Below are 24,866 nucleotides of genomic sequence, written 5' to 3' on the forward strand. Positions count from 1 at the left end.
GACTTTTCAGTACCTACCGTTCGAAGACCACGTCGGCGAAATAGCCTTTGCAGTCGGTAAACCATCCGGCAAGCGTAAAACCCGTCAGTTGAGCCAGTTCCTCGATTTGAGCGCGCGTAAACTTTCGCGAGATTTCGGTATGGATAATTTCGCCGTAGTCGAAAGGCACCGTCATATCCAGCGCTCTAATCGGCACCACCTGTTTTTTCTGGCTCACCAGATACGAGCGCGCTTCTCCCGTTTCGGGGTTATAGGTTTCGTAATGATCGAAGGCCGTCAGGTCGAAGTCGGCGTCGAGTTCGCGGTTGATACGCCGGAGCAGATTTAAATTGAACGCCCGGGTCAGCCCCCGGCGGTCGTTGTAGGCGGCATGAATCACGGCCGGATGTTTCTGCAGATCGAAGCCCGTCAGTACCCGATCGCCGGGTCGGAGCCGGTCGTGCAACTGCCGGTAAAAATCGACGGCTTCACTAGGCTGAAAATTACCGATGTTCGAACCTAGGAACAGAACGACCCGCCGAACGTCCGACGCTGCAGACAGTTGACCGAGTGCCTCAAAATAGTCGGTATGCTGCGGATTCAGCCGCAGATCAGGCCACTGCTGGCGTACATCGACCACTAAACTCTCCAGCGCATCGACCGAAATGTCGACGGGCGCGTATGTAAAGTCGGCGGCTTGCTCGGTAAAAAAGTGGAGTAGAATCTTCGTCTTCAGTCCATCGCCGGCCCCTAACTCGACCAATTCGAACGGCAGCCTGTCGGGTCTGAACAGTGCCAGTAAGTCTGCTTTGTAGGTATCCAGAATTTCATACTCCGACCGGGTCAGGTAATAATCCGGTGAGCGCATGATTTCCGCAAAAATCCGGCTTCCTTCCCCATCGTAGAAAAACTGCGACGACAGGCGTTTGGGTGTTTTCTGTAAGCCACTTTTAACTTCATCGGCCAGCGGTGACGAAGCCGGGGCAGGCGATACGGCCTCTATTTCTATGCCCTCTGCCCTACCCGCTACAGGCGCTCCACCAACCGTATTCCCGTAAATTGCCATCGTTTGTCAGGTTGAAAAAAGTTGCGGTACGTCGACCGCGAATGTCCCGCGGGTGTTGCGACCGATGCGCCCCGCAGAACCAGTTGGTTACTCATAAATTTCCCGTTGTATTCGCCCACAGCGCCGTCGGCCGTCATAAATCCCGGATAAGGCAGGTAAGCCGAATTGGTCCACTCCCAGCGCTTACCCCAGTTGAGCTGATCCGAAGCCGCTTCCCACTCGAATTCGGTCGGTAAGCGCATGCCGCACCAGCGGGTATACGCATCGGCTTCGTATTGGCTAACGTGGCATACCGGCGAATCCGGATCGACCGGCTGCAGGCCGTCGAATGTGTAGTTCCACCATTCGCCGTCGATCTGGTGCCAGTATAATGGAGCCTGAATGTGATTGGCATTGACCCATGCCCAGCCATCGGAGAGCCAGTACCGAAAGCTACGATAACCGCCCGCGGCCATGAATTCCATGTATTCCCGATTGGTAACCAGAGTTCCAGACAGGGTTGTCCTGTTGAGGTAGACTTTATGGCGACCCAGCTCATTATCGAAGTGAAACGAGCCGGTTTCCTGACCGGATAGAACCTGAAAACCGATTTCGTAGACGCCTTCTGTGAGCGTAACAGCTGGGCTGGTGCCGCTTACAGGCATACGACTTTCCAGCCGCGTTACGGCGGGCATGGCAACGGCGGGTAACAATGGATTATGCCCAAGAATATACTTAATGTCGGTAATGAGCAGTTCCTGATGCTGTTGCTCGTGATTCAGGCCAAGCAGAATCAGCGTGTGTAAGTCGTCGGATAAATCTGCGGTATCCAAAAACCGGCTCATATGCTCGTCAACGTAGGCACGATAGCTATATACCCCCGCCACGGTGGGGCGGCTAAGGTTCCCACGGTCGGTACGCAGCACCCGTTTCCCGACCGTTTCGTAATAGCTGTTGAAGACGTAGCTGTAATCGTCGTGAAAGATGCGGTAACCTGCCGCGTGCGGAACCAGCACGAAGGTTTCCCAGAACCAGGTCGTATGGCCCAGATGCCATTTGGGTGGACTCACATCCACAACGGGCTGTACAACGTAATCTTCGGTTTCGAGACCCTGGCAAATGGTTTCCGAGTGCGCCCGGACACGTCGGTATTGCTGGGTAATCGTCTGTTCAGCGATCATGCAGGTGTATAAAAAACGGCTTACAGGCTACAAAGACGGAGTCTGTTCGCTTATCATAAACCGGAAATCAGCTCCCTTGTTTAATAACTAGCCGCTTGCTCGTCCACAAAACACCAGAGCCAGCGCTCACCTGCTTCGGCAGACATGATGACGGGATGATTGCTGGCCAGCGCGTGTTTCGACGCGTGTTTGTTTGGCGATGAGTCGCAGCAGAGCGTGGCCCCACAGGTCTGGCAGGTGCGCAAATGCACCCACGAAGCACCCGTTTTGACGCACTCCTCACAGATGTGTTCCTTCGGAAAGCGAAGTTCGGTCAGGGATGACAGATGTTCGCAAATAGTTTGTTTAGCCATAAAATAAGGAAGGCGGTCGGTTCGCCGATTCGGTGGAAGTTCACCCTTGGTTATTGATTGCGCAATTTGGTTGCTCTGGACCCGCGTGTGGTTTCGTTAACTTTCTGCCAGGTATTTATGCACAAAGCTAACGGCCATGGCCCCTTCGCCGACGGCCGACGCCACCCGATTCATGGCGCCTGATCGAACGTCGCCGGCCGCAAAAATGCCGGCACTACACGTCTCCAGGGCAAACGGTTCGCGCGGGTAGCGCCAGACTTTTTTGAAATCTGCGTATTTAGCCAGATCACGACCGGTGGCGATGAACCCTTTCTCATCTTTGATGATGTCCATCTCGATCCAGTCTGTAAAGGGCTTGGTTCCGATGAAAATGAATAGCCCGGCCGCTTTGACGGTTCGTTGCTCGTTTGTGTTCATATCTTCCAGCACCAGGCATTCCAGTTGATCTTTACCCAGCCCTTCAATCACCTCCGTGCAGCCCAGTACGGTAATGTTAGGCGTGTCGTTGATCTGGTCGATCAGATACTGCGACATCGTATCGGAGAGGTTGGGTCGGCGCACGCAGATATACACTTCAGAAGCCGTCCGCGACAGGTACATGGCACCTTGCCCGGCGGAGTTTCCGCCCCCGACGATGTACACTGGTTTGCCTTTAAAAGCAAAGGCTTCCGTAGTGGCGGCTCCATAATACACCCCCGCGCCGGTAAGCTTTTCCAGACTTTCGTTGGCCAGCGTGTGATACGATACACCCGTGCTCAGAATAACCGACCGCGTGACGACCTCACTGCCATCGTTCATGCTGATGTGCTTATACTGCCCTTTCGACTTGATGGAAACGACCTCCTGAGGAGCCAGAAACTCGACCCCGAAGCGCTGGGCCTGGGTAATGGCCCGCCGGGTCAGATCGGCTCCGCTCAGGCCATTTGGAAAACCAAGGTAATTTTCGATGCGCGAACTCGTACCGGCCTGACCGCCTGGCGCCCGTTTATCGATCAGAATCGTTCTTAACCCTTCAGACCCACCATATACCGCAGCGGCCAGTCCGGCCGGCCCCGCGCCGATAATGGCCAGATCGTACAAGCTTTCGGAAGCAGTGGGTTTCAGACCCAGTTTTTCACCCAGATCGCTCAGGGTAGGCTGGGTCAGAATGGCGCCCCCTTCGAGCACAATAGCCGGCAAGTCGCTGCGGGTAAGCCCGTGCAGATCAATCAATTCCTGTGCTTCCGGATCGCTCTCGATATCGAGCCATTTGTACGGAAAGAGGTTGCCCGCCAGAAAATCCTTCAGTTCGTGCGAACGGGACGAAAACTGGTAGCCGACGAGCTTAAGCCCTTCGAAGGACGGACGGTAATCGGATTGCCAGTCTTCGAGCAAGTCATCCAGCACCGGATACAGTTTTTCTTCGGGCGGGTCCCAGGGTTTGGCAATGTAATAGTCGAGCTGCACCTCGTTGATGGCCCGCACGGCCGCGTCGATGTCTGAGTAAGCCGTTAGTAACGCCCGCTTGGCATTCGGAAAAATCTTACGGGCTTTCGCCAGAAACTCGACCCCGGTCATAGCCGGCATGCGCTGGTCGGAAAGAAACAGCGCGACCTCCTCCCCTTTTTTCTTTAGTTCGGGCAGTGATTCGAGGGCTTCCTGCGCCGAATCGGTACAGATAATGCGGTATTTCTTGCGGTATTGCTGCCGCAGATCGTGCTGAACGGCCTGTATGACCTGAGGGTCGTCGTCGATGGAAAAAATGATAGGAAGGCGCATGTTTTTAACTATAAAATAAATAATGAACAATGGGCAATGATGCGGTCGCTGATGAAAACACACCGCTTCCTTTTACAGCGCTCATTGTCAATCAGTTGGTTGGCAGGCATACACAAAACTCGGTATGACCCGGTTTCGACATTACTTTGATGGAGCCGTTGTGGTGCTTGACGACGCCCTGAACCACGTCGAGGCCCAGGCCCGTACCCTGACCGATGGGCTTGGTGGTAAAAAATGGTTCGAAGATTTTATCCTGAATATCCTGCGGAATTCCCGGCCCGTTATCAATAATTCTCGTCAGCACAAACGTCAGGCCACCGGCCTGGTGATCGGACTGACTCGAAATTTCGATCTTCCCCCCATCGGGCAGGGCATCGATGGCATTGTCGATCAGGTTGGTCCAGAGCTGGTTCAGCTCGCCCGGCCATCCACAAACGGTTGGCAGATCGTCGGGAATCGTAAGGGCCAGGTTAATGTGTTTGTGTCTGACCTTATGGTCCAGTAACGTCAACGTATTCCGGATGCCCTCACCCAATACTACCTCTTCTTTGCCCACGCCCCGATCCATATGGGTGTAATTTTTGATCGAGTTGACCAGCGTCGAGATCCGTTTCGACGCTTCGCTGATGTCGACCACCAGCTTTTCGGTTACCAGGTTATTGACCAGCCAGTTGGCTACCCCGGCCAGGTTCTCATCCCCGATTTTATCCAGAATCCAGTCCAGATCCTCGACGGTAAAGCCGAACTCGACCAGAGGGCCGGCCAGATCCATGCTGTCGTCGATGCCATGATCATCCAGCCAGTCCGTCAGTTCATCCTCCCGATTGCTGCGCTCCATCAACGTCAGCCGTTGGTTCCCAGCCGTCCGCTGCTGATCTACTTTTTTAAAGAACATTTCCTGCACGGTATCGACCTGTTTAGCGGTCAGCTCAAGCTGCATGATGCTCTTGAAAGCCTCGGGCGTAGCGCGCAAATGGGTTTTAAGCGTATCGGCCGAACGGACCACGGCCGCAACAGGATTATTCAGTTCGTGGGCTAACCCCGCCGACAACCGCCCCAGCGACAGCATTTTTTCGTTTTGCTGGGTCATTTTGGTAAAGTCGCGGACGCGGGTGGTCATCCGGTGTACGAATGCAGCCGTCATTTCATAACATTCGTGAATGAGCCGGGGCAAGTTACTCCGGTGCATCTGGAGTACCTGCGTATGCGGCTCGGCCACTACCCGGTTCGGAAAATTTTTCATCCGCGAAAACGGCATCACCCCCAGAATGGACTGTGGCTCGTGGATAATCATTTCATTACCCAATCCGCTGGCTCCGTTTTCAATCCGGATACGGCCCGCCAGCACCAGTATCAGGTAATCGACGGGGTCGTTGGGTTTGAAAACGGTGGTTTCTTCGGCAAACGTTCTATCTTCGGCGTGATCGATAAACCACTGAAGCTGTTGATCAGGAACGCCTGCAAAAGACGGAAACTGCCGGAGCATTTCTAAAAAATCCATGTCGATAGGAAGAAATAAGCGGTGGTATTGGATTTGGATTCGCAAGTTCGCGAATAGGCCGCTTCCGAAAGATATAAACTTTCGGGCAGTTCCCGTAAAAACCGGTAACGAATTCTAAACGCGATTGGTTACTGGGGAAACAACCGTGTTCCGTCCTGTCGGCCTAGCGGCAGGCCGATCATGATTTATCTTCATGCGCTTTACCCTGTGCCTGCTCTGTTTACTGGCTTTTGCCTTCCGGTCCGACAAACCGGCGTATCGCCTTTACACGCCCAATCTCAAAGCGACGTCTTACACGAAATTACTTCATCAGGCTACCCAGGCAGATGTGGTTCTGTTTGGTGAGCTGCATAATAATCCGATCTGCCACTGGCTTGAGCTGCAACTCGCCAAAGACCTTCAGATCGAAAAAAAAGGGGCGCTGGTGCTGGGTGCCGAAATGTTTGAAGCCGATAACCAGACGGCACTTACCAATTACGTGCAGGGCCGAACGTCTAGTAAAGACCTGGAAACTCAGGCCCGGCTATGGCCCAACTTTTCGACGGATTACAAGCCCATTGCCGATTTTGCCCGCGAACAACACCTGGCGTTTATAGCGACCAATGTGCCGCGTCGATATGCCCGGCTGGTATCTCGCCAGGGGCTGGCCGCCCTCGATACGGTATCGGCCGAAGCCAGACAGCAGATGGCTCCGCTCCCACTGACAGTCGATCTGACGCTACCGGGCTACAAAGGCATGATGGACATGATGAGCGGCTCACCGCACGGAACGACTACCTCTAATCCGCACGCGGCCGATACGGATATGTCAGCCAATTTTGCCCGGGCGCAGGCGATCAAAGATGCAACCATGGCCCATTTTATTTTACAGAATCTGAAACCGGGCCAGACCATGCTTCATTTTAACGGGGATTATCACTCGAAAAATTTCGAAGGGATTGTCTGGTACCTGCGCAAACAACGGCCTGACCTGAAAATTCTGACCCTGTCGTCGGTAGAGTTGCCTGATCCTGAACATCCGGCTGGCGAAAATCGGAACCTGGCGGATTTTGTCCTGGCCATTCCCACGGATATGACCAAGACTTATTGACCAGGGCTTTAGTCCCGTAGCCGTCTCATTTTCTAAATTTTTAATCCATTGTTCCGGATTACGGGTTTAATCGTTGGGTATTTATCCGATGTATACTATGCCACGGCTCAGCATGACTAAAAACTTATTCAATCTCGCCGGGAAAAACGCCCTGGTAACGGGTTCCAGTCAGGGCATCGGACGGGCTATTGCGCTGGCACTGGCCGAATTTGGGGCCAATGTGATCGTGCATAACCGAAAGGGCGACGAAGAAGCCCAAACCGTAGCGCAACAGATTCGGCAACGGGGAGTCAAAAGCGAAGTAATCGGCGTAGACCTCCTGCAGGCAGAGGCTATCGAGCAGCTATATAATCAGGCTACGCAGTCGTTGGGCTCCATCGATATTCTGGTTACCAATGCGTCGGTCCAATTACCCGAAACCTGGGAGAAGACCACGCCCGACGAATTTGACAAACAGGTGAACGCCAACTGGAAATCGACCTTACTGCTGATGCAGCGGTTTGTGCCCGATATGACCGAGCGGGGCTGGGGGCGGCTGCTGACTATCGGTAGCGTTCAGGAAGAAAAACCGCATCCGGCTATGATCGTATATGCAGGTACGAAAGCGGCCGTTGCCAATACCGTTCGAAACCTGGCTCTGCAACTGGCCCAAAAAGGAGTGACCGTCAATAACCTGTCGCCGGGAGTGATCGATACACCCCGCATCGACGAACCCACCCCGCCGGTTCCCAAACACATCAGCCAGCGCATGGGCATTCCGGTCGGTTATAAAGGTCAACCCGACGACATAGCTGGGTTGGCGGTGCTGCTCTGCTCCGACGCCGGCCGTTACATCACCGGCCAGACTATTTTTGTCGATGGCGGAATGAGCCTATAAGGAAAGTTGATCCTACACAAATAAAGTAGCCCGCTTCATCAGCGCCCTGTATTCGGCAATCAGCGCCCAGCTGTGGGCTTCACATTGCCAGCGCATCTGCACCAGTGGTCGGTCGGCAAACTGCTGAAGCCAGGGCTGCTGGTAGGCGGTCAGTAAGCCCGCAATGAAGAAATGAAACGTACCGATATCCGACTCGATTTGGTCCAGATCGATCGGCGGAACCGGTTCGCCAAGCCGTAGCAGGGCAGTGCCGAGCAGGATCTGTTCGACGCGGTTCGTGGCTTTTGCCAGTTCCTGCACTCCGTCAGTAATCAGACGGGGCCGAATAACTTCCAGTTCAGGAATTGTAAAAGCGTCTATCAGTCGGGCCAGGTGGTAAATGATCAGCGAGGTTCGGGCGTAGTGGGGTGCACAGCGAAAAGGTTCTTTACGATACCGGCCCGATTCGACGATGGCGCGCAGGTAGTGAAGCGAATCCGTATCGTGCTGATCGCGGGGCAGATCGTAGTGAAAAATACAATACAGCATATTGCTCAGGGCACAAGCATCGAAATCGACGCCCATATTCTTCCCAAACCAAGTCGAATAAGCCCGCAGATGCCGGTAATCGGCGTAAGTGTTTCGAATTTGTTGCGGTTGGCTACCGTTGGCATGTTGCGCCAGTTTATCCTTCAACCAGAGCTGCTCCGTACGGCTGGGGGTTGTGGTCAGGTACACCATGGCCGTATCGTCGATGTCGTCCGGGATTCGGAAATGCTCGAACCGGTGAAACAGATAACCATTTGGAAAATGCCGCGACGGACGTGTAGGCCAGAAATTGTACGTGTTCAACCCATCTTTGTTCCTAAACATCGGGTAAGCGCCAACCGCTTTTTCCCGAATCTGATCGACCAGCCTCTGCGACCTGAGCGACAGCGAATTACACAGTGTCTGCAGGGTAAACACAGTAATAGCCGTAAAAAAAGCATTCGTATCGGCGCGTCGATACCCAATGCGGGAATTGTACCGAACCGCTGGAAACAGCCCCGTTTCGTCCTGCAATTGGGCAATTCGCTGAAGGATAGCGTCCGTCGACAAGGCAGTCATAATTTTGGTAAAAGTACAGTTTGATCCGTTCTTTTTTTCGGGATTAAGGTTAGATATTTGCCAACTGATCTCCTTGACAAAAGCCATGGCGAACCTGATCTTATTCGACGAACCGGGCATCCGAACCGCGCTGTTGCCCTTTACCTTCACGCGCCCCGTGGCCGGTATCCGCATCGGGATTCAGACGCTGGCCGAAAAATGGGCTGACCTGCTGAAACTGACGCCTTCGTTTCTGACGGTCGGGTATCTGCAAGGTAAGTTTGCGGAAACCGTCACCGACGACAACTGGTACGTTAACGGGGCTGTATGCCCGACACCCGCCCTGCAGGAGGCTCTGGCGGCCATACCCGCCGGATCAGGCTTGATTACCTCCGATGGTCTGGTACTCGCCGTGCGGACAGATCACCGGTTATCGTTTCCACCCACCATCAGTGAAGAATACGAATTCCAGACCTTCCATGAACCGCTGACTATCGTTTACAACCCCTGGGATATTTTTGTGCACAATGGCGACCAGATCCGGGCTGATTTTGCCCGGCTAACCGCGGGCCGAAGTTCACAACCGATTACCGATCCGTTTACCCGATGTTATGCGCCCGAACATATTTTTGTCGAAGAAGGCGCGACCATCCATGCCGCCATCCTGAATGCCGAAGGGGGCCCGATTTACATCGGCCGCAACGCTACCATCAGCGAAGGCGCCATCGTGATCGGTCCTTTTTCACTAGGTGAAGAATCTACCGTCAACTGGGGAGGAAAAATGCGCAGCAACACCACCGTCGGGCCGTTCTGTAAAGTGGGGGGCGAAGTGGGCAACTCTGTTTTTTTCGGCTACAGTAACAAAGGGCACGATGGGTTTCTGGGCAATTCGGTCATTGGCGAATGGTGTAATCTGGGCGCGAATGTGAATAACTCCAACCTCAAAAACGACTACAGTAACGTCAAGTTATTTTCGTATGCCACCCGCCAGCTGGAAGATACAGGCCGAATCTTCTGCGGGCTGATGATGGGTGACTTCACCAAAGCGGGCATCAGCACCATGTTCAACACAGGCACGGTGGTCGGCGTCAGCGCCAACGTATTCGGCAGCGGCTTTCAGCCCAAGCACATTTCGTCGTTTTCGTGGGGAGGGGCCATCGACGGCTTTACCACCTATCGGCTCGAAAAAGCCCTGGCGGTAGCTGCCGAATCGTTTAAACGGCGTAACCATGTTTTCGATGAGCAGGAGGAAGCGATTCTGCGGGAAATTTTCTCTCAGGAACGCACCCGAACGCTCGACTCAAAAATTCGGTTTGACTTGTAGCCAGCCTATCCACTGCTCCCCCTCCGAATTAGCCTGCCGGGCAGTTTAATCAACTTATGCAATTCTCCGAAATTATTGGTCAGGACGACACCAGGCAGCTCCTGTTGCGGGCGGTTCATACAAACCACCTGGCCCATGCTTTACTGTTCGATGGGCCCGTCGGTAGTGCCAACCTGGCCCTGGCCCTGGCCCTGGCTCAGTACGTCAACTGTGAAGACCGGCAACCGACCGATTCCTGCGGACATTGTGCTTCCTGCATAAAAATCCAGAAACTGGTTCATCCGGATTTACATATGGTTTTTCCGGTGGCCAATCTGGCGAAAGGCAAAACCTCGGAAGCGTACCTGGCCGACTGGCGGAAATTTCTGCTCACCCAGCCGTATCGCACGCTATCCGAGTGGCTCGAAACGGTCGGCGCCGACAACAAACAGGGAAATATTTCGGCCGAAGAAGCCCGAAATATCCTCCAAAAGCTATCGCTGAAAGCCTACGAAGGGGCTTATAAGATCATGCTGATCTGGCTACCTGAACTGATGAATGCAAGTTCAGCCAATGCCCTGCTGAAAGTGCTGGAAGAACCGCCCGCTCAGACACTCTTTCTGCTGGTGACGAATCAGCCCGATAAATTACTGATCACCATTCTGTCGCGGACGCAGCGGGTGGCTGTGCGGGCGTTTACGGATGAAGAGATAGCCACGTACCTCCGCCAGTACCAGAACCTCGACGAAACCACCGCCCGGCGCGTGGCCTACCTGGCCGATGGGAATCTGGCCGAAGCCCTGAACCTGAGCCGGCAGGATACCGATTCGGCCGAACAGCATACCTGGTTTGCCGACTGGATGCGTACCTGTTACCGGCAGGATTTGATCGCGCTGATCAAACAGGCCGACCAGTTCGATGGTTTCAGCAAGGAAAAACAGAAGGGTTTACTCGATTACAGCATCCGCATGTACCGTGATCTGTTTCTGTGGCAACAGGGGGCGGGCGAATTGCTGCGCTTACCGGATGCAGAAATGGCTTTCGTCAAAAACTTTGTCAAGGTGCTGTCCGTACAGCACATCGAACGGATCGTCGCCGATCTCAACGAAGCTGCGTATCATCTCGAACGAAACGCCCGGGCAAAAATGATTATGCTCGACGTATCGCTTACTTTCAGCCGGTTAATCCGAACCAATTGATTCTTCATCATGAAGGCCCAACCACCCAAACCCATGCAGATTATTGGCATGACGGACCTGGTCGATTTTCCCGATTTAGGGCTATTCGACGTACAGGCAAAGGTGGACACGGGTGCCTATACGTCGGCGCTGCACTGCAAAGACGTTCAGGTAGTGAAATCGGGGCTTCGTAAGAAATTAAGTTTCTGGCTGATCGATAATACCGGCAGTCCCAGCCGGCAGTTTTTCAGCGACCAGTTCAGTCAGCGCATGATTCGCAACTCGTTTGGAGTGGCCGAACTGCGCTACGTGATCAAAACCCGCATTGTCTTGTTTGACCGAACCATCCGGGCCGAGTTTACCCTGGCTGACCGCGAATTGCTCCGGAATCCGGTCTTGTTGGGTCGCAAATTACTTCGTAACCGATTCATTGTAGACGTCTCGCAAAAAAACCTGTCCTATCAACAGAAGTTGTCCGCTGACAAGCAGCAATAACTCCTGTCGACAGCCTCCATCGACTTCAGACCAACGACTTTCGACTCTGCTCTTATGCGTATTGCCATTTTATCGGCTAATCCGAATCTATATTCGACCCAACGATTGCTGGCGGCTATCCAGCAGCGCGGTCATGAGGGACTCCTGGTCAACCACCTGCACTGCCAGGTGATGATTGAGGGTGGGAAACCCACGGTTTTGTACGAAGGCCACGAACTGGACGCCCTGGACGCCGTGGTACCGCGTATCGGAGCCTCCGTAACCGACTATGGCTGTGCCGTAGTTCGGCAGTTCGAGATGATGAAAGTTTTCACCACGGCCAAATCGCAGGCTATTACCCGCTCGCGGAATAAACTGCGCAGCTTACAGATCCTTTCAAAAGCAGGGGTCGGTCTGCCGAAAACTATCTTTGCCAACCACCCGAAAAATGGTGACGTCACGCAGCTGATCCAACTCGTTGGCGGGCCGCCGGTTGTCATTAAATTGCTGGAAGGCACTCAGGGCATCGGCGTGGTGCTGGCCGAAACCACCAAAGCCGCCAAGTCGACCATCGAGGCTTTTTATGGCCTGAAAAAGAACGTGTTGATTCAGGAGTTCGTAGCTGAAGCCAAAGGAGCCGATATCCGGGCTTTTGTAGTGGGCGGCCGTGTGGTGGGAGCCATTCGGCGGCAAGGTCTCGACGGCGAATTTCGTTCCAACATTCACCGGGGGGGCAATGCCACGGCGGTACAGCTTACCCCCGACGAAGAACAGACCGCCGTTGAAGCGGCCCGGGCGCTGGGTCTGAAAGTGGCCGGTGTCGACATGCTACCCTCCGACCGAGGCCCGCTGGTGCTGGAAGTCAACTCGTCGCCGGGCCTGGAAGGTATCGAAACCGCCACCGGCATCGATATCGCTTCACAGATCATTGCTTACATCGAAGAGAAAATCCGCACCGACGAAGGCGATATGGTTGGGGTTTAGGATAATGAATAATATACAATGAATAATGGATAATGTAGTTTTGTAGCAAGCTGCCTTATTCCTTATCCATTGGCCCGTATCCATTATTCATTTCCAATGCCCGCTCTTGACCCGAATCTGAAGAAAGCCATTGTCCGCATGCCAGGCGCGGAAAAAGACAAGCTGCTGCTACGCCTGATCGCCAAAGACGTCGTTCTGACCGAAAAGCTTCAGTTTGAGCTGGTCGAGGAAGGCAAGACGGTTGACGAACGCCGGGAACTGATTCGGGAATTTATTGACCGTACGGCTAAGCTGCACGCCGATTCGTCAGGCTGGCTGATGATGGACATGCGCACCGTGAGCGGCTATATCAGTCGGCACCTCAAAGTGACGAAGGACAAATACGGCGAAGTTGATCTGATGCTGTACATGCTCAATACGTTCTACGAACAAAACGCGCATCTGCTTCAGAAATACAACTCGCGGACCGATAAAGCGGCCGAGTACATCGCCAAACGCACCGATCAGGTAATCAAAAAAGCCACCAAACTAGATCCCGACTATCATATCGAATTTGCCGACGAAATCAATCGGTTGCTTAGCTGGGTACACTATACTGCCCCAGCGCATTACGCACGACAGCTGGGGCTACCGAAAGAGTGGACGGTGTAGAAATTATCGTTTTATATTTGGTAAAACTTCAAGAGTATGGCGACTATAGATCTAAAGTCAATACTGCATCAACAAATTGATCAGCTACAGGATCCCCAGGACATTCAGGATTTACTACTCACTGTGAGTGAATTTATTGGTCAGCGTACGAACGTCTTTACAGAAACACCCGAATTACTTACAGCACTCGAACACGCACTTTCATCAATATCCACAAATCAGTTGACTTCTCACGATACGGTAGCCACGGAAGCTAAGCAATGGATTACACGATAGTCTGGACCGACGAAGCCAAAGAGAACTACCGACTCATTGCTTTATACCTGCTGGATGCATTTGGCTTTACCATAGCGGATCAGTTTACAAATACAATAAATGATAAACTCCACATTCTAGAGACAATGCCTTTTATTGGCAGAAGGCTGGATGGTCTGAATTCAGTCCTAAGGTCCCTATTCAGCCTCACAATATTATTTATTATACTGTCGTAGAGCGTCAGGTCATCCTTCTTAATTTACTGGATAGCCGACGTAGTAATACGCTTTGAGTGATCTGTAACTACTTCAATCTTATACCCAGCCGCCTAAATGAGTGAAATTAAGCACGAAGGGGTAGATAGCGACTTAGTTGCCAACTGATAAATCACAGCATTGGGTAAAGCGTTCTGCAAAAAAATCGCCCGACCGAACACTCTCAACAGGTATCTAAAGATCAGTGGTTTGTCTGACCATGGATGCGGTCTTCGCCTAACGGTCAGAAACACCCAAGCCTGCCGGTGTGTTATGTTCCTAACCCACCCTTTAGTGTATGGCTCAAACTGTTTTAATTACCGGCGGCACCGGCACAATTGGCCGTCGCCTTACTCAGCTTCTTCAACAACAGGGGTTTCAGGTCTCGCTGCTCAGCCGATCCAGAAAGTCTATACCCAACGTAACGGTTTATCAGTGGGATGTTAAGAAAGGACAACTTAATCCAGAAGCTATCGCCACCGCTGATTATATCGTCCATCTGGCCGGCGAAGGCATTGCCGACGAACGCTGGTCGGATGACCGTAAAGAGGAGATTCTGACCAGCCGTACCCAGTCGACCGAATTGCTGGCCGATGCGTTGGATACCACCAAACATCATGTAAAAGCGTTCGTGGCGTCGTCGGCTATCGGTTATTACGGTGGCGATACCGACGACCGACCGCTGACTGAAACGAGCGAGGGAGGAAATGACTTTCTGGCTCAGGTCGTACGAGCCTGGGAACGGGCTGAAGATCAGGTAGCCGCGCTGGATATTCGTACTGTAAAGCTCCGAACGGGAGTGGTCCTTACGATGGAGGGAGGAGCCTTGCCTAAGCTGGTTCAGCCGATTCGATTGGGAGCAGGAGCGCCCATCGGTTCAGGACAGCAGTATGTTTCCTGGATTCACCTCGATGATCTGTGTCAGATGTATTGTTCAGCGCTGACAGACAAATCCTGGCAGGGCGTTTACAATGCCGTCGCACCTACTCCCGTTACGAACGAAACCCTGACCCGAACGATTGCCCAGCTTCTGCACCGCCCCGTATTACTGCCCAGCATACCCGAGTTTGCCGTAAAATTACTATACGGCGAAATGGCTATTGTGGTGACGGGCGGCAATTATGTACTAAACAAGCGCATTGCCGACGATACCAGCTTCCAGTATCAATACGCTGATCTGACCAAAGCGCTGGAAAATCTACTCAAACAGGCTTAGTTGCCCTCGAGTGCAGGATCTGCCCTTTGTAAATGTAACCTCTGTAGTTCCTGACGAGCGTGCTATAGTAGAGCTCTCCCACCGGCAGATTCTGCCTATCGGTGCTGATCTGCTGCCATTGCGCTTTATTGCGGTCCGGGAGTAGCCAATGGATGAGTTTGGCCCAATGCTTACGTAAGAAATGGATAGCCTGTCTCATGATAATGACGAGTTTCGGAATCAGGAACTCAAAATTATAAAAACCCGCTGAAGCACCGGTATCGCGGACTTCAATCCGCACCCAGCCGAAAAAGCGGATTGAAATCCGCGATACCGGAGTCTTTCTACGCTCGCTTTACAAACAGCGATTCCACCATTGTTCGCAGGCGGCTGTGCGCTACATACGCCCAGATGAGGAGCATATACATGGAAAAATCCTGATACGATATCGGAAACGCCATGCTGTTGATGTAATAGCGCGTCGAGGTGAAATCGAGGGAGGGTGTAAAGCCCAGCAGGTTTTCATAACCCAGGATCAGCGTCAGTCCGAGCGCATAGAATAAATACTGCGGCTTACGAAACGCCCACAGAACGCCGGCTACTGCCGTAGCGCCAAACCCTAAATAGTGTTGCCAGGTCAGCGACAGGTCGGTGGTTGACGCCACATAAACCGAGTAAACCTGAACAACAGCCAGAACAAACAAAATCAGCCCATAGCCATAAAATTCCTTTAATTGAGTACGCTGCATAAACGGATACGTTACGGAGGAGAGAAATACGAAAAATAAATTTACGGATAAAACTACTATGCAGGTAGGCTAACCCTTATTTATTTTTCGAAGTCCCTTCATTAAAAAATACAAATAGTCCGTCTTTTCCCGCTACAACGATGTCTTTCCGGCCCGTTTTGTGCAAATCGGCTATAGCAAAATAAATTCCCGTTCCTTTGCCAACGCCCGCCTGTCCATAGGAAATGTCATGCTTCATAAACTGCTTGTGTGCAGCATCCCAGGTAAAATAATATAGTCCGACCGGATCATAAGCCCCTGCATCGCCGTCGTTATGCGCCCGGTATCGTTTCCCCGTAATAAGATCAGGCCGGCCATCGCCAGTGATGTCGGTCCATTCCAGGCAGTGGTATTGCGAATTTTTTTCGTCGATCAGATGCTTCGTCCAGTTGCGCTGCCCGCCGGTTGCGGGGCTTTGCTCATACCAGTGAAGCCCGTAGCCATGCCCCTGCCCAACGATCAGGTCAGCTAGTTTATCACCATTGACGTCGGCCACGATAATGGGTACGCTGGCCGTACCCAACGTAAATTCTTTGTGTAATGTCCAGTTTCCAGCGGTGCGGTCCTGCGGAGCTTCGAGCCAGCCATCGCTGACGATTAAATCGCCCCGACCATCGCCGTTTACATCCCCAAAGCCCAGGCCGTGCCCCTGTGTGGGAGCTACAGGAATCTGTTTAAACGTACCTGGGCTCGTCAGCTTCAGGTATTTCAGCGGATGCCCCGGGTTATTGGGTACAATGTCGATTACGCCATCGCCATCGATGTCCCAGGCACGGGTCGTTTCCACGTTACCGACCTTGCCGATTTCATGCAGCGGCCAGATGGCTTTGCCATTCCCCGGATTTTCGACCCAGCGCAGAGTCTGGTCGAACCAGCCGCCGGTCACAAAATCCAGCCGGCCGTCGCCATTCACGTCCAGGGGAATCGTTGAAAAGTCATCGAAGTACTGATCTTTCCGGGGCTCATTTCCGATCAGGTGTCGGCGCCGAAACAAAGGCCCTTCATACCAGAAGTCACCGGAAACCAAGTCGAGCGTATCGTTCTTGTCGACATCGAACACCCCGACCGACTCGTAACTTTCGGCGGCCACGAAATAGCGATTGAAGTGAAGCGTAGGTTCGGGCGCAACCAGACCCACAGACAAAAGAAACACAAGCAAGCCACCACCGATTCGGAGCATAAAAACAGGGATTTAGAGGCTAAATGTAGAATTTTCTCCGGAATTAACTTTCTTATTCTTACACAGTCGGTGGAGATTACAGCGCTCTACGGCCCAATGAATCGCTTTTCGACAACTGACCGTGCTTGACGGGTACGCTGGTAATCTTATACACTTTGATGGTGTCGATCGGCAATTTTGAGTAGGCCCAGGTCGTCCCGTGTCCGTAGAAACAGTTATAAAAGCTGGTCGAGAGGAACGTCCATCGGCTGGGCGGAGCCGTGAAAAAAGCGGTTTGCTCAAGCTGAACACCTTTGGGCATCTCCTGGCTATCGACACCGACCGGTTTCACCAGATAATCGCCGGGCTGAAACTGCATGGAATCGGCCTGCACTTCTTTAAACCCATTCTGTTGCCCATACCATTGCCAGCCCCAGTGGCCTGTCGTCCAGGTCCGGGTATGTGGTGGTAAAGCATCGGCGGCTTCCTGGGCTTTTTTGCGGTAAAAATCGGCATACCGCCAGTCTGAAATGGCTAGCATAACACCAAGCCCAAGCGCTAGTAAAATGGCTTGTGAAGCATTGAAAATCGAAATCGAGTCCAGCCAGCGCCCACCCAGAAACAATACGGGCGGCATGATCAATAAAACGTGGCGGCTGGCAATAAAAGGCGCAAACAAAATAATAAATCCACTAACCGCCAGAATCCACGTCAATAGAATAATATCTGCCGTGTCAATTGTTCTGTTTGCAGCAAAATTATGACGCCAGATACTAGCCAGTACAAAGACAATCAGCAACAAGCCATTCAGCAAAAAAGCCGTCGATAAAATATCGTTTGATGTCAGAATAAAAATTCGATTTTTATCGGTAGCAATGGTCAACCCAACAAACAGAAAAGCGATAGTAGGAACGATAAAATTAGAAATTTTGAATCGGGAAAAATAGCCCGCACCGAAAGCAAACGTAAACGGCGAAATAGCGCCCAGACAGGTAATGAAATCCACTACGTTTTGCGTAAAGCGCTCCATCGTCATCGGATTTCTCGGTCTGTTTACGATGTGAATCCCCCCAAATTCGACGTAATTCCATACCGACCAGAGCCCTAAAACGCCAATTGGAACCAGTACAATGTATAGGAGTCGGAATTGCCTTCGCCAGAGCAGCGTAATCAGTAAGACCGTTAGTAAAGGGATATTGGTGTATTTGATCAATAAGCTAAGGCTCAGCACCAAGCTGGCTTTCCAATAGCGCCTGGTTTCCGATGGAGGATTTTTCAGCAGTAAATAATACAGAAACCACAAACTGATGCTCAACAAAGGCACATCGATCATTAAGTTCTGATTGACCAGAAAAGCCGGACAAACCGCCAGAAAAGCCGTGAGCAATAAGCCATGTTTTAACTGCAGTAGCTGGGTTATTTTATAAAAAACTAGTAAAGCAAAAAGTGTAAAAATCGACTGAAAAAGGTGCATAACGATTTCACCATTCCCGAATAATGTACTGACCAGCGCTACGAAATAAAAATAGAGTGGCGGCTGATTTGCCACGTACATAGGCTCTTTGTTTTCGTCCCAGTTGATGAGCCCCGACATGGGAGTCAACGGATGATGTTTAATCCAGTTACCAGCCTCCAGGTGAAAGGTATCATCGATGTGATACGCCTTATTGATATTGATCAGGGTCGCCACAAGGTAAAGCAGACCAATGGCCATCCATTCTGTACGCGACAGTTTAAAAAATTTAGTTTTCGGCATTATCCACAAAGACAACTACAGAGGAAGTAGCGACTTAGCATAAAGTCACTTGAACATGTCAAAAATAGAACTCTTTGCGAATTGTCTCATTCAAATATTATAATCCGGGCAATCGTCACTCATTCATTAGGTGTTATCAGATTAACTTCATTAAAAAATCCCTTGCGGAAACTAGCAAGGGATTTTTTAATACAGGACTCATAGACTGGTCAGGCATCGTAGCTTAGCACCGGGGCGAGCCACCGTTCGATTTCGTCAACCGGCATATTTTTTCGGTGGGCATAATCCAGAATCTGGTCTTTGTTGATTTTACCCACAGCAAAGTAGCGAGACTCCGGATGTGAGAAATAGAAGCCGCTGACCGACGAAGCCGGATACATGGCGTAGCTTTCTGTCAACTGAATATCGATTCTGCCAGCATCGAGCAGGTCGAACAGGGTGCCTTTTTCGGTATGGTCGGGGCAGGCCGGATAACCCGGCGCCGGACGAATGCCCTGGTATTCTTCTTTGATCAGTTGTTCGTTCGTGAAGGTTTCGCTGGCAACATACGGCCAGAATTCCGTACGAACACGTTCGTGCATCCGCTCCGCAAAGGCTTCGGCCAGCCGGTCGGCGATGGCTTTAACCATGATACTGTTATAATCGTCGTGGTCACGTTCGTATTTTTCGAGCAGCGCTTCGATGCCAATCCCCGCCGTTACGGCAAACCCGCCGATGTAATCTTCCCGACCGCTTTCGAGCGGAGCGATAAAATCCGACAGACAATAGTTGGGCAGGCCCGGCGCTTTCTGATTTTGCTGACGCAGAAAATGCAGTACGGTCTTGGTATCGTAGATCAGTTCTCCTGCCGGGCTGACGGCCGTTTGTGACTCAGCCCGTGAGATTTTGTACTCGATGTGCCGGTGCGACCCGTGCCGTTCGCAGGGAATGTCACGTGCCTGTTCCTCAAAATCGTGCAGCAGCACATCATCGTCGGCCGAGTTGGCCGGATAAAAGCCCACCACAGCTTTCGCTCTGAGGAGCTTTCCATCAATAATTTCCTGCAGCAGTTTATTCGCATCCTCGAACAACTGGCGGGCTTCGTTGCCAACCACGGCATCCTCGAAGATTGCCGGATACTTACCGCTCAGTTGCCACGTCTGAAAAAATGGCGTCCAGTCGATGTACTTTGCCAGTTCGGCAATGTCATAATCCTCGAAATACCGATTTCCAAGGAAGGCTGGTTTAGTCGGTTCGAAGCTGCTCCAGTCGATGGCCGTCCGGTTTTCGCGGGCTTTATGGATCGTTAGGCTGGCTTTCTCCTGCCGACGACGCGCGTGGTCGTCGCGTAGCTTGCTGTATTCGGCTTTGATCTCGGTGAAAATAGTGGTTCGCGTTATGACCTGTTCACTCGTCAACCGCCCCGCCACGGGAACGCTTCGGCTGGCATCCAGCACGTGAATGACCGGTCCTGAATAGTGCGGGTCAATCTTAACCGCCGTGTGTGTTCGTGAGGTCGTTGCTCCACCGATAAGCAGGGGTAGGGTAAATCCCTGCCGCTCCATTTCTTTGGCAACACCCACCATCTCGTCCAGCGACGGGGTAATCAGGCCGCTCAGCCCAATGATATCGACGTTGTGTTTGCGGGCTTCCTCCAAAATCTTCTGCGTCGGCACCATTACGCCAAGATCGATAATTTCGTAATTATTGCAACCCAGCACCACGCCAACGATGTTTTTACCAATGTCGTGTACATCGCCTTTAACGGTTGCCAGCAGGATTTTTCCGGCTGACGACGATTCTCCTCCCGACTTCTCGGCTTCGATAAACGGGGTCAGGTAGGCGACGGCTTTTTTCATCACCCGCGCCGATTTGACAACTTGAGGTAGAAACATTTTACCCGCGCCAAACAGATCACCCACCACGTTCATACCGTCCATCAACGGCCCTTCGATGACGTGCAGCGGCCGTTCGACCTGATGCCGGATTTCTTCGACATCCTGATCGATATAATCCGTAATACCTTTCACCAACGCGTACTTAAGCCGTTCCCGAACGGGTTCACTCCGCCAGCTTTCATCCTGCACAACTGCTTTACCTTTGGCCTTTACGGTTTCGGCAAATTCGACCAGTCGTTCGGTGGCGTCGTCCCGGCGGTTCAGCAACACATCTTCGCAACGCTCCAGCAAATCTTTCGGGATGTTGTCGTATACTTCCAGTTGACCGGCGTTCACAATGCCCATGTCCATACCGGCCCGAATGGCGTGGTACAGAAACGCGGAGTGCATGGCTTCGCGCACCACGTCATTACCCCGGAAACTGAACGAGATATTCGAAACGCCCCCGCTTACTTTCGCCAGCGGCAGGTTTTCTTTGATCCAGCGGGTTGCATTGATGAAGTCGACAGCGTAGTTGTTGTGCTCGTCGATACCCGTTGCCACGGTCAGGATATTTGGGTCGAATATGATATCCTGTGGTGGAAAACCGACTTTATCGACCAGAATTCGGTAAGCTCGTTCGCAAATTTCGATCCGGCGTTCGTAAGAGTCGGCCTGGCCGGTTTCGTCGAACGCCATTACGACAGCCGCAGCTCCGTACCGTTTCACCAGGTTAGCCCGTTCGATAAACGCTTCTTCGCCTTCCTTGAGTGATATCGAGTTCACGATGGCTTTGCCCTGTACGCACTTTAAACCCGCTTCGATCACTTCCCATTTCGATGAATCGACCATAATCGGCACGCGGGCAATGTCGGGCTCGGAGGCAATCAGGTTTAAAAAGGTCGTCATGGCTTCCACCGAATCGAGCATGCCTTCGTCCATATTGACGTCGATCACCTGCGCTCCGCCTTCCACCTGCCCGCGGGCAATGCTGAGAGCTTCATCATAATTGCCTTCCTTAACCAGCCGGGCAAACTTTTTCGAGCCCGTTACGTTGGTCCGTTCGCCAACGTTGAGAAAATTAGTCTGCTCGGTTATTTTCAGTGGCTCCAGCCCGCTCAGCTTCTGATACGGTTCGGGCTGTGGTAATTGCCGGGGAGGATATTTGGCAGCCGCCTGTGCAATAGCCTGTATATGATCGGGGGTGGAGCCACAGCAGCCGCCGACAATATTCACGAAACTGTCGCGAATGAATCCTTCGACCTGAGCTGCCATCATCTCCGGAGTTTCGTCGTACTCGCCGAACTCGTTAGGCAAACCGGCGTTCGGATAAGCAGACGTGAAAAAAGGCGCTTCTTTGGCAAGCGTCTGAATATAAGGCCGCATCAGTTCGGCGCCGAGCGCGCAATTCAGGCCCACACTTAACAAGGGCAGGTGCGAAACTGAATACAGAAATGCTTCGGTTGTTTGTCCCGACAAGGTACGACCGCTGGCATCCGTAATTGTGCCGGAGATCATGATAGGTAAGGGCATGGAGCGCGGGGCATGATGGGGAGTATCCTCTGCTCTTTGCCCCCGGCCCTCGGCAAAATACTTATCGATGGCGAACATAGCCGCCTTGGCGTTGAGTGTATCGAAGATGGTTTCTACCAGCAGTAAATCGGCACCGCCTTCTACTAACCCGCTGACCTGCTCATAATATGCATTGACCAGTTCGTCGAAGGTAATGGCACGATAAGCAGGGTTATTGACATCGGGCGACAGCGAAGCCGTACGGTTGGTCGGGCCCATAGCTCCGGCCACAAAGCGCGGTTTATCGGGATTCTGACGAGTCACTTCCAGCGCCACTTCTTTGGCGATCCGGGCCGATTCGTAGTTTAATTCATACGCCAGCTCTTCCATGTGGTAGTCGGCCATGGCAATGGTCGTTCCACTGAACGTATTGGTTTCGATAATATCGGCGCCCGCTTCCAGATACTGCCGGTGTATCTCCTGAATAATGTCTGGTTTCGTTAGCGACAGCAGGTCGTTATTTCCTTTCAGATCATGTGGCCAGTCACGAAATCGTTCGCCCCGATAGTCGGCTTCGGTTAGCCCGTATCGTTGAATCATCGTTCCCATTGCCCCGTCAAGGACGAGGATACGCTCACGCAGAAGTTCTTGTATCGTTTTCAAAGCCAGTAGTGTAAGGCATGGTATCGAGCTGACAACAACCCATGCGCTCAAAAAAGTCCAAAACTACAAAAAGAGGCTTATGGCAAAAAGACAGGTAGCCGATGGCTAATCTTATCTGCCCCGGCACATAACCGGGTGGAAATTGGCACCGTTACCGGAGTGTGGTCGGTTGCCAAGACATCATCGGGTCCTCTCCCTCCGTCTTTCTGGATAAGCTGCAACAAAAATAGGTAAAAAATAAGGCACACCAATATATAGTGTGCCTCAATGATTCGATTCGCGGCCGATTACCAGGTCTGCTCCAGATCTTCTTTGGTATACAGGTGATTCCGTTCGTTGTAGAACGACTTCGTGTCCATCCGTTTAATAGCCAGCGGATTTTTCGCCGTCATCCGGTACAGGAGCGCAATAGGAAACAGGAAGACAAAAAATAGTATCGACAAAATTATTTTGCCGTTGATGTTTCCCAGTACTTCAGCCAGTTTGAACCAGGCTTTCACGATCAGGTCGCCTGCCACCGGGATGGCCAGACTCAACACCCCAACAGCAGCCGCAGCGTAGAGCCACCAGGGTGACTTAAACACAAAATATAAGACGACCAGCCCGGTCACAATGACCAGTTGTGCTTTTACTTTCTCGGTAACGTCCATGTTTTAGAACAGGGTGTAAATGAAAGGCGCCACGGCCGATCCGCCACCGATAACAATCAGAATACCAATGAGTAACAGCAAGACAATCATGGGGGCCAGCCACCATTTTTTGCGCTGTTTCATAAATTTGAAAATGTCCTGTAAGAATTCCATAGCTTACTTGTCAGGTTTATTAATTTTGAGTAGTTGGCGTATGCGCTACGGCAGGTTTCGACTCGATCAGCTGAAACAAAGCCTCCCCTACGCGGTGGTTCACCAGGGCACTGGCGTGTCCATCGTTACGTCCGACGACACGATCTTTGACGTCAATATCCCCGATTAGTCTCCCGACCTCCAGGACTGGTACGTTTTGCTGCTTAAAAAAAGCAACGACCGGCCTGGTATATTCGGCCGACTGTTCCAGGTTATGAACGAACGGAAACAAAACCACGTACAGCTGCGCGTTATTTGCTTTGGCGTATTCGACGAACTGGTTCAGATCGCTCAGGTGATCGTTGATGATCGCGGGCGTTCCGTAGGCTGTTCGGGCATACGTATCGAACGGTGCAAAATTACCGTGAGGGAACTGCCAATACAAATAATTGAACAGGTACGACTTGATAAACAGGGACTGAAACGCCCGGGGGATATCCGAGAACGGCGTAAAAGCCGCAGGTTTCAGCCCGTGCTGGGCCGCTACTTTCTCGATGTCGTTCGGGAAATACTGTAAAATCAGCACATCGGGCCTGACTTTAAACTTTGTCAGCCGTTTGAATTCATCGCGGGTGTCGGAGCCCGATATACCCAAATTGTAGGTTACGAATTGTTTATCTCCCAGTTTTTCGGCCAGTACATTCCCATACCGGTCGCTGGCGGAGGTAAGACCGTGTCCGGCCGTAAACGAATCGCCCACAATCAGGACTTTCTTTTTACCCACCGTATCGGTTTTGGGCGAATCGCGGTAGTCGTCCGGGGTCATGGGCAACCAGTGGCGTTCAAACCAGATGTGGGAAGCCAGGGTTATGCCGCCTTCCTGACTCTGGGCAATAAACATAAACGCCATCTCCAGCGCTACCAGCAACAGTACAATGGGCAGAAACAACGTAGCCAGGTTGCCAAGGAGTTTGGGCGGGTTCGGGTTTTTAACAACACCGTAATAGTATATCCGCAGGAGTTCAATAACGATTAGCAGAAGTAAGCAACATTTCGCTAATCGTATATATACATTGTCAAATAAACCTTTGTGCGGGTAATCGAAACTAATTCCCCAATGATCGCCGTAGAACAGAATTAAGGCTAAAAATCCCAGGAACAGTAAGCGTACGCCACTGGAAACGAGCTTTGATTGCATTAAAAGAGG

General features: G+C 52.0%; 21 protein-coding genes and 1 riboswitch. Of the genes, 8 read left to right on the forward strand and 13 right to left on the reverse strand.

Annotation, left to right across the window (positions count from 1 at the left end):
- Positions 1–13: 13 nt before the first annotated feature.
- The 5 genes from egtD to ACYVC2_RS29935 form a co-directional block, all read right to left on the reverse strand.
- Positions 14–1,045 carry an L-histidine N(alpha)-methyltransferase gene (gene egtD, locus ACYVC2_RS29915; RefSeq protein WP_461108929.1) on the reverse strand — a complete coding sequence of 344 codons (1,032 nt, stop codon included), beginning with the start codon at positions 1,043–1,045 and terminating at the stop codon, positions 14–16.
- Entirely contained in the window at positions 1,006–2,205 is a 1,200-nt protein-coding gene (gene egtB, locus ACYVC2_RS29920) for an ergothioneine biosynthesis protein EgtB (RefSeq protein WP_461108931.1), read from the reverse strand. The genes egtD and egtB overlap by 40 nt, the downstream gene beginning before the upstream one ends.
- An 80-nt stretch (positions 2,206–2,285) precedes the next feature.
- Entirely contained in the window at positions 2,286–2,558 is a 273-nt protein-coding gene (locus tag ACYVC2_RS29925; protein ID WP_461108933.1) for a UBP-type zinc finger domain-containing protein, read from the reverse strand.
- A 96-nt stretch (positions 2,559–2,654) separates the two neighbouring features.
- On the reverse strand, positions 2,655–4,316 hold the full coding sequence (locus ACYVC2_RS29930) for an FAD-dependent oxidoreductase (protein WP_461108935.1): 1,662 nt from the start codon (positions 4,314–4,316) through the stop codon (positions 2,655–2,657).
- A 91-nt stretch (positions 4,317–4,407) separates the two neighbouring features.
- The gene (locus ACYVC2_RS29935) at positions 4,408–5,817 is read right to left on the reverse strand and encodes a sensor histidine kinase (protein WP_461108937.1); all 1,410 of its coding nucleotides are present in this window, start codon (positions 5,815–5,817) and stop codon (positions 4,408–4,410) included.
- A gap of 193 nt (positions 5,818–6,010) precedes the next feature.
- Here ACYVC2_RS29935 and ACYVC2_RS29940 point away from each other — a divergent pair, with 193 nt between their 5' ends.
- Both ACYVC2_RS29940 and ACYVC2_RS29945 read left to right on the forward strand, forming a co-directional pair.
- Entirely contained in the window at positions 6,011–6,907 is an 897-nt protein-coding gene (locus tag ACYVC2_RS29940) for a ChaN family lipoprotein (RefSeq protein WP_461108939.1), read from the forward strand.
- Positions 6,908–7,019: 112 nt separating this feature from the next.
- Positions 7,020–7,784: an SDR family NAD(P)-dependent oxidoreductase gene (locus ACYVC2_RS29945; protein WP_461108941.1), complete on the forward strand. Its 765-nt coding sequence runs from the start codon at positions 7,020–7,022 to the stop codon at positions 7,782–7,784.
- Positions 7,785–7,796: 12 nt separating this feature from the next.
- Here ACYVC2_RS29945 and ACYVC2_RS29950 read toward each other — a convergent pair whose 3' ends face one another.
- Positions 7,797–8,870 carry a hypothetical protein gene (locus ACYVC2_RS29950; RefSeq protein WP_461108943.1) on the reverse strand — a complete coding sequence of 358 codons (1,074 nt, stop codon included), beginning with the start codon at positions 8,868–8,870 and terminating at the stop codon, positions 7,797–7,799.
- Positions 8,871–8,955: 85 nt separating this feature from the next.
- Here ACYVC2_RS29950 and ACYVC2_RS29955 point away from each other — a divergent pair, with 85 nt between their 5' ends.
- The 6 genes from ACYVC2_RS29955 (at position 8,956) to ACYVC2_RS29980 (ending at position 15,164) form a co-directional block, all read left to right on the forward strand.
- Positions 8,956–10,173: a putative sugar nucleotidyl transferase gene (locus tag ACYVC2_RS29955; protein ID WP_461108945.1), complete on the forward strand. Its 1,218-nt coding sequence runs from the start codon at positions 8,956–8,958 to the stop codon at positions 10,171–10,173.
- A gap of 56 nt (positions 10,174–10,229) precedes the next feature.
- Positions 10,230–11,351, forward strand: a complete 1,122-nt coding sequence (locus tag ACYVC2_RS29960; RefSeq protein ID WP_461108947.1) for a DNA polymerase III subunit — start codon at positions 10,230–10,232, stop codon at positions 11,349–11,351.
- A 9-nt stretch (positions 11,352–11,360) separates the two neighbouring features.
- Positions 11,361–11,825, forward strand: coding sequence for an ATP-dependent zinc protease family protein (locus ACYVC2_RS29965; protein WP_461108949.1), 465 nt, complete (start codon positions 11,361–11,363; stop codon positions 11,823–11,825).
- A gap of 54 nt (positions 11,826–11,879) precedes the next feature.
- Positions 11,880–12,788: a 30S ribosomal protein S6--L-glutamate ligase gene (gene rimK, locus ACYVC2_RS29970; RefSeq protein WP_461108951.1), complete on the forward strand. Its 909-nt coding sequence runs from the start codon at positions 11,880–11,882 to the stop codon at positions 12,786–12,788.
- A 96-nt stretch (positions 12,789–12,884) separates the two neighbouring features.
- On the forward strand, positions 12,885–13,439 hold the full coding sequence (locus tag ACYVC2_RS29975; protein WP_461108953.1) for a hypothetical protein: 555 nt from the start codon (positions 12,885–12,887) through the stop codon (positions 13,437–13,439).
- An 807-nt stretch (positions 13,440–14,246) separates the two neighbouring features.
- Positions 14,247–15,164, forward strand: coding sequence for a TIGR01777 family oxidoreductase (locus ACYVC2_RS29980; RefSeq protein WP_461108955.1), 918 nt, complete (start codon positions 14,247–14,249; stop codon positions 15,162–15,164).
- A gap of 323 nt (positions 15,165–15,487) precedes the next feature.
- Here ACYVC2_RS29980 and ACYVC2_RS29985 read toward each other — a convergent pair whose 3' ends face one another.
- The 7 genes from ACYVC2_RS29985 to ACYVC2_RS30015 form a co-directional block, all read right to left on the reverse strand.
- Positions 15,488–15,892 carry a hypothetical protein gene (locus ACYVC2_RS29985; RefSeq protein ID WP_461108957.1) on the reverse strand — a complete coding sequence of 135 codons (405 nt, stop codon included), beginning with the start codon at positions 15,890–15,892 and terminating at the stop codon, positions 15,488–15,490.
- Between the two features lie 76 nt (positions 15,893–15,968).
- Positions 15,969–17,111, reverse strand: coding sequence for an FG-GAP repeat domain-containing protein (locus tag ACYVC2_RS29990; protein ID WP_461108959.1), 1,143 nt, complete (start codon positions 17,109–17,111; stop codon positions 15,969–15,971).
- 76 nt (positions 17,112–17,187) lie between these two features.
- A complete protein-coding gene (locus tag ACYVC2_RS29995; RefSeq protein ID WP_461108961.1) occupies positions 17,188–18,846 on the reverse strand; it encodes a glycosyltransferase family 39 protein in 1,659 nt (552 codons plus the stop codon).
- Positions 18,847–19,055: 209 nt separating this feature from the next.
- A complete protein-coding gene (gene metH / locus ACYVC2_RS30000; RefSeq protein ID WP_461108963.1) occupies positions 19,056–22,877 on the reverse strand; it encodes a methionine synthase in 3,822 nt (1,273 codons plus the stop codon).
- Positions 22,878–22,985: 108 nt separating this feature from the next.
- Positions 22,986–23,094, reverse strand: a riboswitch (SAM riboswitch).
- A 70-nt stretch (positions 23,095–23,164) separates the two neighbouring features.
- Positions 23,165–23,527: an SxtJ family membrane protein gene (locus ACYVC2_RS30005; RefSeq protein WP_461108965.1), complete on the reverse strand. Its 363-nt coding sequence runs from the start codon at positions 23,525–23,527 to the stop codon at positions 23,165–23,167.
- 3 nt (positions 23,528–23,530) lie between these two features.
- Entirely contained in the window at positions 23,531–23,680 is a 150-nt protein-coding gene (locus tag ACYVC2_RS30010) for a DUF5989 family protein (protein WP_461108967.1), read from the reverse strand.
- A 19-nt stretch (positions 23,681–23,699) separates the two neighbouring features.
- Complete coding sequence (locus tag ACYVC2_RS30015; RefSeq protein ID WP_461108969.1) at positions 23,700–24,857, reverse strand: SGNH/GDSL hydrolase family protein; 1,158 nt, start codon at positions 24,855–24,857, stop codon at positions 23,700–23,702.
- Positions 24,858–24,866 lie beyond the last annotated feature (9 nt).

The organism is Spirosoma koreense (assembly GCF_054777875.1).

Coding starts and splice junctions, on each gene's coding strand:
- ACYVC2_RS29995 (WP_461108961.1), bottom strand. CDS start 18,846: ATGCCGAAAACTAAATTTTTTAAACTGTCGCGTACAGAATGGATGGCC.
- ACYVC2_RS29975 (WP_461108953.1), top strand. CDS start 12,885: ATGCCCGCTCTTGACCCGAATCTGAAGAAAGCCATTGTCCGCATGCCA.
- ACYVC2_RS29935 (WP_461108937.1), bottom strand. CDS start 5,817: ATGGATTTTTTAGAAATGCTCCGGCAGTTTCCGTCTTTTGCAGGCGTT.
- ACYVC2_RS29955 (WP_461108945.1), top strand. CDS start 8,956: ATGGCGAACCTGATCTTATTCGACGAACCGGGCATCCGAACCGCGCTG.
- ACYVC2_RS29980 (WP_461108955.1), top strand. CDS start 14,247: ATGGCTCAAACTGTTTTAATTACCGGCGGCACCGGCACAATTGGCCGT.
- ACYVC2_RS29950 (WP_461108943.1), bottom strand. CDS start 8,870: ATGACTGCCTTGTCGACGGACGCTATCCTTCAGCGAATTGCCCAATTG.
- egtB (WP_461108931.1), bottom strand. CDS start 2,205: ATGATCGCTGAACAGACGATTACCCAGCAATACCGACGTGTCCGGGCG.
- ACYVC2_RS29930 (WP_461108935.1), bottom strand. CDS start 4,316: ATGCGCCTTCCTATCATTTTTTCCATCGACGACGACCCTCAGGTCATA.
- ACYVC2_RS29925 (WP_461108933.1), bottom strand. CDS start 2,558: ATGGCTAAACAAACTATTTGCGAACATCTGTCATCCCTGACCGAACTT.
- ACYVC2_RS30015 (WP_461108969.1), bottom strand. CDS start 24,857: ATGCAATCAAAGCTCGTTTCCAGTGGCGTACGCTTACTGTTCCTGGGA.
- egtD (WP_461108929.1), bottom strand. CDS start 1,045: ATGGCAATTTACGGGAATACGGTTGGTGGAGCGCCTGTAGCGGGTAGG.
- ACYVC2_RS29945 (WP_461108941.1), top strand. CDS start 7,020: ATGACTAAAAACTTATTCAATCTCGCCGGGAAAAACGCCCTGGTAACG.
- ACYVC2_RS30010 (WP_461108967.1), bottom strand. CDS start 23,680: ATGGAATTCTTACAGGACATTTTCAAATTTATGAAACAGCGCAAAAAA.
- ACYVC2_RS30005 (WP_461108965.1), bottom strand. CDS start 23,527: ATGGACGTTACCGAGAAAGTAAAAGCACAACTGGTCATTGTGACCGGG.
- ACYVC2_RS29985 (WP_461108957.1), bottom strand. CDS start 15,892: ATGCAGCGTACTCAATTAAAGGAATTTTATGGCTATGGGCTGATTTTG.
- ACYVC2_RS29960 (WP_461108947.1), top strand. CDS start 10,230: ATGCAATTCTCCGAAATTATTGGTCAGGACGACACCAGGCAGCTCCTG.
- ACYVC2_RS29990 (WP_461108959.1), bottom strand. CDS start 17,111: ATGCTCCGAATCGGTGGTGGCTTGCTTGTGTTTCTTTTGTCTGTGGGT.
- ACYVC2_RS29940 (WP_461108939.1), top strand. CDS start 6,011: ATGCGCTTTACCCTGTGCCTGCTCTGTTTACTGGCTTTTGCCTTCCGG.
- ACYVC2_RS29965 (WP_461108949.1), top strand. CDS start 11,361: ATGAAGGCCCAACCACCCAAACCCATGCAGATTATTGGCATGACGGAC.
- rimK (WP_461108951.1), top strand. CDS start 11,880: ATGCGTATTGCCATTTTATCGGCTAATCCGAATCTATATTCGACCCAA.